Origin of the sequence: Bacillus sp. FJAT-27231 (assembly GCF_001183975.1) — a bacterium.
Lineage (GTDB): Bacteria > Bacillota > Bacilli > Bacillales > Domibacillaceae > Pseudobacillus > Pseudobacillus wudalianchiensis.
Genome location: NZ_LFZU01000001.1, coordinates 854,158 through 867,358, shown reverse-complemented (window position 1 = coordinate 867,358; position 13,201 = coordinate 854,158). Strand labels below are relative to the sequence as shown.

The 13,201-nt window shown below is 41.9% G+C and carries 14 protein-coding genes; 6 read left to right on the top strand and 8 right to left on the bottom strand.

The window, feature by feature from the left end; translation table 11 throughout:
• Nucleotides 1-2: 2 nt before the first annotated feature.
• The 3 genes from efeB to AC623_RS04150 all read right to left on the bottom strand — a co-directional run bounded on the left by efeB (nucleotide 3) and on the right by AC623_RS04150 (nucleotide 3,386).
• Nucleotides 3-1,274, bottom strand: coding sequence for an iron uptake transporter deferrochelatase/peroxidase subunit (gene efeB, locus AC623_RS04160; protein WP_049660834.1), 1,272 nt, complete (start codon nucleotides 1,272-1,274; stop codon nucleotides 3-5).
• Nucleotides 1,275-1,280: 6 nt separating this feature from the next.
• Nucleotides 1,281-2,150, bottom strand: coding sequence for an iron uptake system protein EfeO (gene efeO / locus AC623_RS04155; RefSeq protein ID WP_049660833.1), 870 nt, complete (start codon nucleotides 2,148-2,150; stop codon nucleotides 1,281-1,283).
• A gap of 231 nt (nucleotides 2,151-2,381) precedes the next feature.
• Nucleotides 2,382-3,386: an ABC transporter substrate-binding protein gene (locus tag AC623_RS04150; protein WP_049660831.1), complete on the bottom strand. Its 1,005-nt coding sequence runs from the start codon at nucleotides 3,384-3,386 to the stop codon at nucleotides 2,382-2,384.
• Between the two features lie 168 nt (nucleotides 3,387-3,554).
• On the opposite strand from AC623_RS04150, the gene AC623_RS04145 reads away from it, so the two are divergent.
• The 4 genes from AC623_RS04145 to AC623_RS04130 are packed head-to-tail and all read left to right on the top strand — an operon-like array spanning nucleotide 3,555 to nucleotide 7,214.
• Nucleotides 3,555-4,559 (top strand): FecCD family ABC transporter permease, encoded by a 1,005-nt coding sequence (locus AC623_RS04145; protein WP_049660829.1) that lies wholly within the window; start codon nucleotides 3,555-3,557, stop codon nucleotides 4,557-4,559.
• Complete coding sequence (locus AC623_RS04140; protein ID WP_049660827.1) at nucleotides 4,556-5,611, top strand: FecCD family ABC transporter permease; 1,056 nt, start codon at nucleotides 4,556-4,558, stop codon at nucleotides 5,609-5,611. Before AC623_RS04145 ends, AC623_RS04140 begins: the two co-directional genes overlap by 4 nt.
• Before the next feature lie 18 nt (nucleotides 5,612-5,629).
• Entirely contained in the window at nucleotides 5,630-6,460 is an 831-nt protein-coding gene (locus AC623_RS04135) for an ABC transporter ATP-binding protein (protein WP_049660826.1), read from the top strand.
• Entirely contained in the window at nucleotides 6,441-7,214 is a 774-nt protein-coding gene (locus tag AC623_RS04130) for an IucA/IucC family C-terminal-domain containing protein (RefSeq protein ID WP_049660824.1), read from the top strand. Before AC623_RS04135 ends, AC623_RS04130 begins: the two co-directional genes overlap by 20 nt.
• A gap of 76 nt (nucleotides 7,215-7,290) precedes the next feature.
• On the opposite strand, the gene AC623_RS04125 is transcribed toward AC623_RS04130, so the two are convergent.
• The 3 genes from AC623_RS04125 to AC623_RS04115 form a co-directional block, all read right to left on the bottom strand.
• Nucleotides 7,291-7,533: a hypothetical protein gene (locus AC623_RS04125; protein WP_049660822.1), complete on the bottom strand. Its 243-nt coding sequence runs from the start codon at nucleotides 7,531-7,533 to the stop codon at nucleotides 7,291-7,293.
• Nucleotides 7,534-7,679: 146 nt separating this feature from the next.
• Nucleotides 7,680-8,639, bottom strand: coding sequence for an oxygen-dependent tRNA uridine(34) hydroxylase TrhO (gene trhO, locus AC623_RS04120; RefSeq protein WP_049660821.1), 960 nt, complete (start codon nucleotides 8,637-8,639; stop codon nucleotides 7,680-7,682).
• Between the two features lie 140 nt (nucleotides 8,640-8,779).
• Nucleotides 8,780-9,541 (bottom strand): SDR family NAD(P)-dependent oxidoreductase, encoded by a 762-nt coding sequence (locus AC623_RS04115; protein WP_049660819.1) that lies wholly within the window; start codon nucleotides 9,539-9,541, stop codon nucleotides 8,780-8,782.
• A gap of 322 nt (nucleotides 9,542-9,863) precedes the next feature.
• Between AC623_RS04115 and AC623_RS04110 the strand changes: the two genes are divergently transcribed.
• Entirely contained in the window at nucleotides 9,864-11,264 is a 1,401-nt protein-coding gene (locus tag AC623_RS04110) for a S8 family peptidase (RefSeq protein WP_049660817.1), read from the top strand.
• Between the two features lie 129 nt (nucleotides 11,265-11,393).
• Here the strand turns inward: AC623_RS04110 and AC623_RS04105 are convergent, their stop codons facing one another.
• Entirely contained in the window at nucleotides 11,394-11,660 is a 267-nt protein-coding gene (locus tag AC623_RS04105) for a phage holin (protein ID WP_049660816.1), read from the bottom strand.
• A 354-nt stretch (nucleotides 11,661-12,014) separates the two neighbouring features.
• A complete protein-coding gene (locus AC623_RS04100) occupies nucleotides 12,015-12,239 on the bottom strand; it encodes a YppG family protein (protein WP_231603359.1) in 225 nt (74 codons plus the stop codon).
• Nucleotides 12,240-12,399: 160 nt separating this feature from the next.
• Between AC623_RS04100 and AC623_RS04095 the strand changes: the two genes are divergently transcribed.
• Nucleotides 12,400-13,188: a DUF2268 domain-containing protein gene (locus AC623_RS04095; protein WP_049660813.1), complete on the top strand. Its 789-nt coding sequence runs from the start codon at nucleotides 12,400-12,402 to the stop codon at nucleotides 13,186-13,188.
• The last annotated feature ends 13 nt before the right edge of the window (nucleotides 13,189-13,201 follow it).

The following is a 13,201-nucleotide window of genomic DNA, read 5'->3' as shown; positions in this document are numbered from 1 at the left end:
CCTTACCCAAACAACTCCGCTCCAAGGTAGCTGCCTTTTTTCACACCTGGAAAGCAGGCGAATAACGCACTGCCACGATGCGTGATATATTCGTTTAATTTATCCACTCTCCCGAAGCTATTTTGAATATTAATGAATTGTTTCGGGTGCTTTTGGAACGAGATAAATAGCAATCCTGCGTCGAACGCTCCAGTAGTCGGATTAATGCCGTCTGAGTAAGAAAATGAACGCCGCAATATACGATCCTTCACTTGTCTTGCTAAATGGAGATGGGAATTAACAGGTATCACTGGTTGGTCATTTTCTTTTCGGTCGAGCCCAACGTCGTCGAATTCGCCCGTTTTTCCAAGAGGGGCACCAGTGTCACGGTGCCGGCCAAACGTTGCCTCTTGTGCCGATAACGCTGTACGGTCCCATGTTTCCAAATGCATTTGAATTCGTCTTGCTACCAAATACGTACCGTCTGTTAACCAGCTTTTAGATTCGCCAGGTTGTACCCAAACAACCTCATTCATTTCTTTCTCGTTATCTACATTTGGATTTCCTGTGCCATCTTTAAAAGCAAATAAGTTGCGCGGTGTTAGCTTTTTCTTATTTTTTACCTCATAAGAATTAAAACCCGTCTGCGACCAGCTCATCGTTACCTTTCCTCTTGCTGCACGCACTAAATTACGCACTGCATGGAAAGCAACTTGTGGATCATCCGCACAGGCTTGAATACAAATATCGCCACCGACATAATTAGGATCTAATTGATCTTTTGGAAAATGAGGAAGATCAGTCAGCTCTTTCGGCTTCATATGCTGTAATCCAAGCTCTTTTTTCTCAAATAAACTTGGTCCCACTCCAAATGTTAGTGTCAAATGGGAAGCATCTAGCCCTTCAGCCTCGCCTGTATCCGCTGTAGGAAGCAGCTTATTTGCTGTGTAAGGCTCGACTAATTGACCATTCATTAATTGAGCACTGTAATTTGTCCACAGTTGAAACAGTTCTTTTAACTCTTTTTTAGATTTCGCTATACAATTTAACGCAACAAAATACACGTGCTCGGGGTTCTTCGTTAAAATCCCTGATTGATGCTTACCGTAAAACTTAACTTTATTCACTGCTGTTTGATCATCATCGATAAACGGGTTCGCTCCGAAAGCTGTTAACGCACCGGTTAAGCCGGAAGCACCTAGAATGACCCCGGCTCCTCCGATTCCTGCGAACTTTAATACATCACGCCGAGAAACTTCTTTTTGTAAGATGGATTTTTCCTCTTGATTGCTCATTTATTCTCACTCCACAACGATTGCCATTTGGCTTAAAGGTTCCCCTAAATGATCAACAGCTTCTGATAATGCTTTCGTATCTTCTTTCGTTAATGTTTCGTAAGACACATAACCGCCTTTTCCATCTTCGTACTTAGCTAGCAATCCATTTAATGTTCCAAAGTTTTCTTCTAATGTTTTAGCAAGCTCAGCATCTTTCTCTTGTAATGCCGGCTTGAAAATCTCGAAAATTTTCTCTGCGCCTTCAACGTTCGCTTTAAAGTCGTACAAGTCTGTGTGGGAATAAATTTCCTCTTCCCCTGTAATCTTTGATGTAGAGACTTCGTTTAATAAATCAACTGCCCCTGTAATCATTAAATCTGGTGTTACTTCGACCGTTTCAACTTTGGCCCGCAACTCCTTTACATCTTTCAAGAGTTGGTCAGCAACTGCCTCATAACCTTTTGTCGTACCATCAACCCATAGGCCTTTTTCAAGTTTATGATAGCCAGACCACTCTTCCTCTCCTTGTCCTTCTTCTTTGACGTCTGCTAAACGAGCGTCAATACGCGGATCAAGGTCTCCAAAGCTCTCTGCAATTGGTTCAGAACGTTCGAAGTACATCCGGGCAGGTGCATAAAGCTCTTTTGCTTTTTCGACATCTCCTGCTTTCACTGCCCCTACAAATGCTTCTGTCTTAATGACAAACTGATCGAGCTGTTCTGAAGCGAAATCTTTGTACGCTTTAACCTCTTTATCTAATTTGTTTGCCTGCTCTGTCTCTGAGCTTTGCGCCGTTTCTTTGCTTTCTGTATCCTTTGATGCAGTATTTCCGCATCCAACTAAAAGACTGCTTGATAATAACAAAAACCCTACGTTTCGGATCACTTGATTCATTGTTGAAACCCCTAACCTCTTAATTTTATATTCTACTAATGATTATTAATGATAATCATTGTCAATTACGTTGTCAATGTCGTTTTTATCCTTTGTTATATGGAATATTTCCCTTTTCTGCTTGGTCTATATATTTTTCTTCTAATGATAAGCGCTAATAAATTAGAAGTGATTAAAAAATTGACAATATAAAAACCCCAAAGTCTCAACCTTGGGGTCTCTTCTACTTTTTTATTTTTCTGTTAAAAAGTATTTCTCAATATCATTTAAGAATAGGTTAGCTGCTAATACGCCGCCAGCCGTGTTCCAAATGGCATCATCTACTTTATGAATATTGTTGTTTTTCACGACATTCAGATTCTTAAATAGCGGATCATTAATCCACTCGTCCTCTAACTTCGGTCCTTCTCCTTTAGTTTCTGCTGGATCGTAAGTGAAGTAGAAAAGAACATCACCATCCATCGCTGGAATACGCTCTTTTGTTACATTTTTCTCAGCAAAGTCTGGTTGATCTTGTCCCTCTGGACGTGCAAAGCCTAATTGATCGAGGATCACGCCAGAGAACGTGTCCTTATGATAAATCCGTACCTCTCCAGGCATGAAACGAACGATGGATACTTTTTCATTTAATTTATCGCCTAGCTTGCCTTTTAACTCTTCCACGCGCTTATCAAAATCAGCGATTACTTTGTTCCCTTCTTTTTCTTTGTTTACAGCTTTGGCATAAAGCTCAAAGTTTTCTTTCCAATCACCGCGCAATGTTTCCGCAAATACAGTTGGAGCGATAGCACTTAACTGTTCATAGATTTTTTCGTGTCGCATTTTATTTCCGATAATTAAGTCCGGCTTTAAGGAAGCAATCGTTTCTACACTTGGCTCGCCTTCATTTCCGACGCTTTTAACGCCCTTCATTTTATCTTTAATATGGTTATACCAAGGATCTCCCGTCCAAGACTGTACAGCGCCTACCGGTGTCACACCTAATGCTAGAAGGGCTTCTGTTCCTTCATTTGTTAGAATAACGACGCGCTCCGGGTCTCCTTTAATTTCCGTTTTCCCCATTGCATGTTCTACCATGTAAGGCTTGCTTTCGGTTGTATCCGTCTCATTAGAAGCCTTATTTTTCTGAGACGTTTGCTTTTCTTCCTGGCCGCATCCAGCTAGTGCAAAGACAATAACTAACAGGAAAGCTGCCAATAGCGTTGAAAAGCTCTTTCGCTTAAAGTATGTCCCCATATGTATTCTTCTCCTCTACTTGAAAATGATTTTCATTTACAGTTAGATATTATTGGATAAAAAGACACTTGTCAATACGCAAATGAAAATGATTATCATAATCATTGACAGTGCTTTTTTCATCTTTTACACTTAGAAGAAAATAGGAATATTGGGAGAGAGACATAGATGTTGCTTAAACATACGAAAGGAAAAGCCTTCGGACTAATGATTAGCGGAGTTATTTTACTCATTTGTACCGTGCTGAGTATTACTCTTGGTTATACCGATACAACTATAAAAATGGCTATTCAAGCCTTTCAGCATTTCGACGGTTCTAACGAACATATTATTATTCAAGACGTGCGTCTTCCCCGCGCCTTAATTGCTGCGGCAACCGGAAGCAGCTTAGCTATAGCAGGTGCACTCATGCAAGCCTTGATGAAAAACCCGCTTGCTTCTCCTGATATTATCGGCATTAATGCAGGCGCAGGCTTTTTTATTGTCGTCGCGATGATGGTGTTTTCTGTTAACTCCTTGCACGCTTTCACGTGGATCGCCTTTGCAGGAGCTGCAACAGCTGCTTTTATCGTTTATTTTTTTAGCGGAACAGGCGGCGGAGGCCTCACTCCGCTACGGTTAACACTTGCCGGTGCAGCCATTGCTGCTCTCTTTTCATCTTTAACCCAAGGGTTATTAGTCATGGATGAATCGGCGCTTGAGCAAGCTTTATTTTGGCTTGCCGGATCCGTTCAAGGAAGGAAGCTGGAGATTCTTCTTTCTGTTCTTCCTTATCTTGTAATAGCCACTATTATCGCTTTCTTATTAGCACAAAAAATCAACATCTTAACAATGGGTGAAGATATCGCAAAAGGGCTTGGTCAGCAGACAGGCGTCGTTAAATTAATGATTGCCGTCTCCTTTGTCCTGCTTGCCGGCGGCTCTGTCGCTGTCGCTGGTCCAATCGGATTCATCGGTATTATCGTTCCTCATATCGTTCGATCTTTAGTGGGGAATGACTATCGCTGGGTATTGCCTTACTGCAGTGTACTAGGGGGCATTTTACTACTATTGGCCGACATTGGCGCCCGCTATATCATCATGCCGGAGGAAGTGCCAGTCGGGGTCATGACTGCTTTTATTGGCACTCCCTTTTTTATTTACATTGCACGTAAAGGAGGCTATGCCTCATGAAGAAATATCTATCACTGCGTCTCGGCAAAGGAACGGTCTCGTTTTTACTTGACCGAAAAGCTATTTGGATCAATGCTGCTTTTATTTTCTTGCTTCTGTCTGTATTTCTTATAGGGACGGGAATGGGAGAGCAGTTTCTCTACCCGTGGCGCGTTTTAACGATCCTGTTAGGGCAGGGAGACGCATTTGAACAACTGATTGTCAACTCGTTTCGCATGCCAAGGATTCTCATCGCCCTTCTGGTAGGCATGAGCCTTGCTGCAGCAGGAACCATTTTACAAGCGGTCGTGCGCAATCCCTTAGCCTCCCCCGATATTATTGGAGTCACTGGCGGCGCGTCTGTAGCGGTTGTGTTGTTTTTAGTCGTTTTCACTGATCGGAGCAATGCCCTCACCGTCAGTATTCATTGGCTGCCGTTAAGTGCTTTTATCGGAGCCTCTATTGTCACCCTACTGCTCTATTTACTGGCTTGGAAAGATGGATTATCCCCTATCCGGCTTGTATTAATAGGAGTCGGCATGTGGGCGCTGATGAAATCGTTGACAACATTATTCATGATTTTAGGTCCTATTCATCAAGCCAGTCAGGCAAATGTTTGGATTACTGGTTCTGTTTATGGATCGAGCTGGAAAAACGTTTGGACTCTAGCACCTATTACAGTTACCCTTCTCATCGTTGTGCTTGTGATGATCCGACATATTAATATTCAAGAGCTTGGAGAAGGAATTGCCACAGGAGTCGGATCCCCTGTGCAGAAGCAGCGTTTTCTTTTATTGCTGATCAGTTCAGCTTTAACAGGGAGCGCGGTCGCATTTGGAGGCGGTATTGGATTTGTTGGATTAATGGCCCCGCATATTGCCAGACGGCTTGTCGGCTCCTCATTTGGGGCGCTGCTTCCGCTATCTGCTATTATTGGCGCCATTTTAGTGGTAACAGCCGATTCCATCGGGCGAACCTTTTTCCTTCCGGTTGAAGTTCCGGCAGGCGTTTTTACAGCCGCCCTTGGAGCCCCCTATTTTATTTATCTTTTATACAGACAGCGGAATGCTTAACAAAGGAGTGGAGAGTAAATGCCAGCATTAGAAACTAAGTCGCTAACACTATCCTATGGAGACACGATTATTATCGATGAATTGGATTTACACATTCCTAAAGGAGAAATTACAGTTTTTATTGGCAGCAACGGTTGCGGAAAGTCTACGCTCCTTCGTTCATTAGCTCGCTTGTTAAAACCAAAATCCGGCTCTATTTTAATTGATGGCGAAACGGTTTCAAGTCTCCCTACGAAAGAAGTGGCCAAGCGGCTGGCCATCCTGCCTCAAGGTCCTATTGCACCTGAAGGCTTGACGGTTTTACAGCTCGTTAAACAAGGACGCTATCCTTATCAAAAGTGGTACCGGCAATGGTCCGAAGAAGATAAGAGAGTCATCCATCATGCACTCCGGGCGACTGGCATGGAAGACTTAGTCGATCGGTTAGTAGATTCATTATCGGGCGGCCAGAGACAACGGGCTTGGATTGCGATGACATTAGCACAGGATACCGATATTATTTTACTGGATGAACCGACTACTTATTTAGATATGACGCATCAAATTGAAATTTTAGATCTTTTATTTGAGCTCAATGAACAAGAAGGCCGAACGATTGTGATGGTCCTCCATGACTTAAATTTGGCTTGCCGTTACGCTCATCATCTTATTGCTGTAAAGGACAAGAAAGTCTATGCCCATGGAAAGCCTGAACACGTGATGAGTCCTGAGTTAGTCAAAGCCGTCTTCAACATGAATTGTGACGTAACAGTTGATCCGCTTTTTGGAACCCCCATGTGCATTCCTCACGGAAAAGGGAGATACGTTACAAATGAGGTGAAAAAAGAACATGAATTCATTTACGAATGAAGAAATGGCTGCTTTAGAAGAAAGATATCGATTCACGAAGCAGGCCGCTTCTTCCTCTTTATCGATCCAAACAGCCGATTTGCTTGAAGATCAACGGCTATATGCTTATTTAATCCAGGTAAAAGAAAAAATTGAAGCAGCTAACACGACAGTAGCTGCCTCTCTTTTTATTAAGCGCTACAGTTTTGCCGTACTCATCGCTCTTTATTCCATGAGTTCACTCAATAAGAAGCTCGACTTTTCCTTTAAAAATGTATGTATTGAAACATTGAATGAAGCGGATACATTGTGGCTGCCTTCCTTTCGATTTAATGATTTATCTGTTGAAAAAGCGAGTAGTCTAAACCGTTCTAAATGGAGAGAAGAAATCGTTCAACAAGTGTTTAGCGGTCATGTCGACGTATTGTTTACCCACTTAAAAAAGCATAGCAAACTTTCGAAATTAATCATGTGGGAGAATCTCTATACGTACATTCGCTGGATGTATCAAAATTTATTGGATGACCCTGAACGAAGCACTCATCATGATCTGATTACGGAGGATTTTCACTATATTGTTAAAGAAGGAACAAGCTCTTTGTTTGGCTCCTATCATCAAAACCCATTTTTTAGATACGAGGATCAAAAAGAGCTAATTGAAAAAGATGGAAAGCTCATTCAAAAACGTAAAACTTGCTGCCTCTCTTATTTGGCTGGTTCTAAAGGAAAACATTGCAGCATCTGTCCTATTGTTTGCAAAAGATCGCCAACGTAAAAAAGCTAGTTCATTTAAGCTGCTTTAATGAACTAGCTTTCTATCATGTCGCGTGACCGTATAAAAGACACATTTGCTATTTTTCACCGAATTTAATAAACATCATTTCATCTTCAATTAAGTTGCAAGCCGCGCATTGCACTCTCCGCTCTGGACCATTGTAAGCTGCATGGAAAGGACCAGGATCACTTGAGCCTTCGAACCGTTCAAGGACTTCTCCTGTTTGTGGATCTAGTTTCACTGCATGAGCCACCTGTTCAACAATATTAAATCGGGATCGGTTTGTCTTGCAATTTGGACAGCGATATCGTGTACTCATAAGAGCCCTCCTATGCCTAATCTGTTCATTATCCTGCCCAAAATCGCCCTCCTTATTCACTAAATGCCTTTCCTTAAACCAAACAAGGGAGCACTTGATTAAGTGCTCCCTTTCAAACTGGTTGAAATAGAATTCATTTTATTCGGCTACAGCTCTTCATTAATTTGTTTTAATCGATTCTTTACGTCTTCTTCCGTGAGCCCATGTTCTTTTACATAGAGATTGTCTGGATGTATTCTGCATTCATGTGTACAGCCACGCAAATACTTGTGTTCATTTTCTTCCGAACAGAAAATCCGCTTATCACATTCAGGATTTGCACAGTTTACGTAACGTTCACAAGGTTCATCAGTAAAGTAATCTCGTCCTACAACCACATGCTCTACGCGGTTAATCGGAACACCAATCCGGTCATCAAACACGTAACACTGGCCATCCCAGAGTCTGCCTTGGACTTCTGGATCTTTTCCATAGGTCACAATGCCGCCGTGAAGCTGATTGACATCTTCAAATCCTTCTCTCTTCAACCAGCCGGAAAATTTTTCACAGCGGATGCCTCCGGTACAGTAAGTTAAAATCTTTTTGCCTTCCAGCTCTTCTTTATGTTCACGAATCCAGTCAGGAAGCTCACGAAATGCCTCGATGTCCGGTCGCAGCGCTCCACGAAAGTGTCCTAAATCATATTCATAATCATTTCTTGCATCAATAACCACTGTATCTTCTTCTTGCATCGCTTCAAAAAACTCTTTCGGGCTTAAATAATTACCCGTCACTTCCCGTGGATTAATGTCCTCATCAAGCTGAAGCGTCACTACTTCTTTTCTTGGACGGACATGCATTTTTTTAAAAGCATGGCCTTCTGCTTCATCGATTTTAAACACCATCTCGGCAAAACGAGGGTCTTCCTTCATTACCTTCATATACTGGTCTGTTTGCTCAACTGTACCGGAAACCGTCCCATTAATTCCTTCGGCTGCCACCAGAATTCGTCCTTTAAGACCGAGCTGCTGGCAAAATTTCAAATGCTGCTTAGCAAACTCCTCGGGATTCTCAATAGGAACATACATGTAATACAGCAATACTCTATATGGTTTAACAATAGTCATCTTATTTTTGCCACCTATCTATTTATATTTGCAAGATATAAATACATTAAGCAATATACTCCTTCCTTATTCTGATTGCAAGCAAAAGAAGGGTTAGTCCCCTAGTGCTTTAAAGCACTGGGGGGACCGCCCCTCTAATTCTAAAAGTTCATTTTGGATTGTCCGCCGTCTACATTGATACTGGCGCCTACGATCCAGGAGGCTTTGTCGGAAGCAAGAAACGCCACAACATTTGCGACTTCTTCTGGAGTGCCAAAGCGCCCTGCCGGGATATCATTTTTCACAAATTCTTGAATGCGCTCAGGATCCTCTTCAAGCCGCCGCTTCCAGTTTCCTGTTTCATGTAAAATGCTCCCGGGTGCCACACTATTTACACGAATCCCATCAGCGATCACTTCATCAGCAAAAGCCTTTGTAAAACTAATCAAAGCCGATTTAGCATTATTATAAGTGACTTTGCCGCCGCTCTCTCTACCGTATACGGACGTAATATTAATAATGGCACCGCTTTTTTCTTCTCTCATATGACCGGCAGCAAGCTTACTTAAATGAACAGCCGAAAAGTAGTTCAGCTCCAGCGCCTCATAAAATAAATTCATCTCTGTTTCCATAGCCTTGCCGCCATGGCTGCCGCCAGCGTTATTGATAAGAATATCTATTCTTCCTTTTTGTTCAATAAAAGATCGAATAAGCTTTTCACGTTCATCGCCCTGCAATACATCCGCCTGAAAAATAGTGACACGGCCGCCGAGCTCCTCTTTTGTTTTCTCTAACGACTCTAAGCCGCGGGCAGCGATTGAAACATCTGCTCCTTCTGAAAGGAAAACCTCAGCAATGGCCTTGCCAATCCCTTTAGACCCTCCCGTAATCAGAACATTTTTTTCTTGCAGCTGTAAATTCATTAGACCATCTCCTACTCGTTTTATGTATGGCAAGTGTGAAAAATCACTTTGTGCAACATCTCTTTTCTTTACTGTTATGTAAATAGTAAAATCCTCTCTTTTTCCCAAACAAACAAAGCCGAAAAAATTTATATTTATTATTGGCAAAGCGAGACGGCTTTCTTTTTTACTTATCTGACCATTCACTTATTCCATTATAACAAGAAGTTTCCGTCCCTTCTTTATAAAGACCACGAAACTGGATTTTCATCCTACAAACAAATAAAACAAACTCAATAGGGAGATACTAACGGATATGAAAACTATCACTTGAGGTGCAAACATGCGAAGAAGAGCAATCATTGGCGTTTCCATCTTCCTTTTGGGAATCGGCGCAGTCATGATGGCAAATTTAGATAGACCATCAAGAGAGCCGGAAATTTATTCTCGCACGGGAATGGATGAAAGAAGAGTACAAGTACAAAACCTGCAGCATAAGAGTCCACACATTCAAAAGGTGGACACGATTCAGGCAAATGAGGTTTTAAAGAAGAGATTAAACAATGATCCGTCTATTCAGATGATTCATCACAACGCTCAAGACAAGAGCCACTATTATGCTAACGAGGTCGTTGTAGACTTTAGTACAATCCCAAGCAGAACTAGTCTAGATAAAATAGCTAAGGACATTGACGGAGTTCTTAAGGAAAAGCACAACTCTTCCTATATTTTCAAATCTTATAGTAAAACAACAACTGAGTTAATTCAGTATTTCAAGCAAAACCACCGTATTACATTCGCGGAGCCTCATTACATTTACTTGCAAAATGAAGTAAACGATACTTACTATCAGAACTATCAATGGAATTTACCCGCCATCCGTACTGAGGTAGGCTGGAACGTGACCCGCGGCTCAAAAAAAATAAAAATTGCTGTGGTAGACACCGGGGTCGACCTTAATCATCCTGACCTTTCTCGCCGGTTGACGAGGGGCTACAATGCGCTCTCTCCTAAAGAACCGCCACAAGACGATAACGGACACGGTACACATGTAGCTGGCATCATTGCTTCCGTACCGAATAATGGTGTAGGGGTGGCCGGTATTACTTGGTACAACCCGATCATTCCCGTCAAAGTGCTTAATTCCGAAGGAACGGGCGGTTCCTTTGATGTAGCAAAAGGAATCCATTGGGCAGCCGATCATGGGGCAGATGTGATTAACTTAAGCCTTGGAAATTATCAACCGTCTGCTGTGATGGAAGAAGCGATTCGCTATGCAATGAAAAAAGATGTAGTCGTTGTTTCTGCTGCTGGCAATGATAATTCCAGCCAGCCGAGCTTTCCAGCTGCCTACCCCGGCGTACTCGGTGTCGCCGCTGTAGATTGGGAAGGCCAGAGAGCACCGTTTTCGAATTATGGCGATTATATCGATATAGCAGCACCTGGTGTGCACATTGCAAGCACCTTCTTTCAAGGACAATATGCCAGCTTGTCAGGCACTTCAATGGCAGCCCCTCATGTAAGTGCCTTGGCTGGACTCATCCGCTCGATTGATCCTAATCTAAGAAATACAGAAGTCATGAACATTATGACACGAACGACACAACAAACAGAACGATCGCGCCCTGCCGTCTACTACGGCAGCGGAGTCATTGACAATACAAGCGCTCTGGAAGCGGCTTACAGAAGAAAATATCCACTCGGCAGAACAAGTGAATGGTTTAATCAATTTTTTGGAAGATAGAATCATTTGATTCCAATTGAAATGAAAAGGCGTGATCTGTCCACTATTGGACTAGATCACGTCTTAAAATGTATACAAAGACTATTTTGCATGTTACCAGGCTGATTCATTTAAAGCTCCATTCATTTATTACATAGGCTTAGTATAATTTTTAGCTCGTTCACTATCTGCATAGCCTTTAGTTGTAGGATCTTGCACTATTCCTAACATTGAAAGAATAACGAGCACAGCATTGACTACTGCTAGAAGCCAAATATTGAATTGATCCGTCCACGAGAAATGAATGAAACCTATTTGATTTAATCCTCCTGTAATTAATTGAGCAAGAATTAAAATTTGAGAAAAAAAACTGACGACCCAAGCAGGATTCTTAAATCTTAATTTCCAGTTAATCACTTTATATCCCTCCTACTATAAGATATGTCCCGCAACAAAAGTTGCATAATGAACAGGCCCTTATAAAGGGGGGACTTTCTTGAACAGGCTAATCCTTAACTAGTTACTCACACAAGGGTATGATAGTTATGGCCGTATAATAGCCTGTTTCATGTACGCGCAATTTTAAAAAAGGACAAACACAGAAAAATAATGTCCATCCAGTTCTTGCAGCTGCTTTTCTGTATTCTATTTACTGGCTTGCTATCAGTCACTAAACAACCGGTTAATCTGTCCGCTTTTACAAATAAGGAACTCCCAGAAATCTATTCTTTCTTTATCATCACTTACAAGCAACCAGCTAACTATCTGTTATTACCTCTTCGTAAACATAGAAATCAGCGGGCTGACATGACCATATATACTGCTTAACTGCTTGGCTGTTGCGGTCACTTTTGCCAAATCCATCTTCCCTTCCTGGTCTTGAAGCAGCGATAACAAACCTGCTTTTGGCGGTTGTTGCGGCCCCCGTCCCGGCCGGCGTCTTGGACCAGGTGAATAAGGAGCCATAGGTCGTCTCGGTCCTAAAAACATTAGCATAGCACCTCCTTTTTATTCCTTATTCCATCGTATTCATCTAGTCCGTTTCTGAAAGGGTGTGTACCCCGAGGTTTCAAAAATTGCAGATTGCCGGATAGGAACCTTTAGCAAAAAAAAAGCATACTCTATTAGATGAATTCACGATTGAAGGAGTGTAGATGTGAGCGTTATTCGAACCGACGAGTGGCTGCTAAATTCCTATAATAGACCTCTGGAAATATGTGAAAAAATAAAGGATTACTTTGATGGGATTTCAGCATTTGAAATTTTTGATTATTTTTCGCTTCACGGGATGTATCGCCAGCCGGTTCAAAACGATTCAGCGTTCGTAAAAAACTTGCAGCGAAACAACGCATGGAAGATCGTTGAACAGGAAGAAAAGCAGCTTCGAGCGAAATGGAAAGGACCTGAAGTCCCTATCTTTATTTTGCCGTCAAACGGCCATGAGAAGAGAATACAAGTTGAATCTAATGGAAAATCAGGATTGTCTTTCAAAGATAAATTATTTTTATTTATTTCAGAACATAACACTGAAGAAGAAATCAAAGCCTTGCTAACCCATGAATACCATCATATTTGCCGGTTAGAAAAATATAAAAAGGATGAAAAAGATTTTACCTTGTTAGACACCATTATTATGGAGGGGTTAGCGGAACATGCAGTTCGGGAAAGATTTGGGGAAAAGATGGTATCCTCTTGGACCGCCTATTATTCAAATAAGGAATTAGAAAGAATATGGCGCCGCATTATCTTTCCTAATATCAACATGCCTAAGTCCCACCATAAGCATAATGCTCTGCTGTATGGCTTACATGTCTATCCGAAAATGGGCGGGTATTGCACCGGATATTATCTCGTTGGAAACTGTCTTGATGGCAATGGACTGACAACGGATGAATTGATCGATCAGCCCTCTGAAGTGATCGCTAATATTCCTCCCTCCTTATAGCAGAAACGAGCAA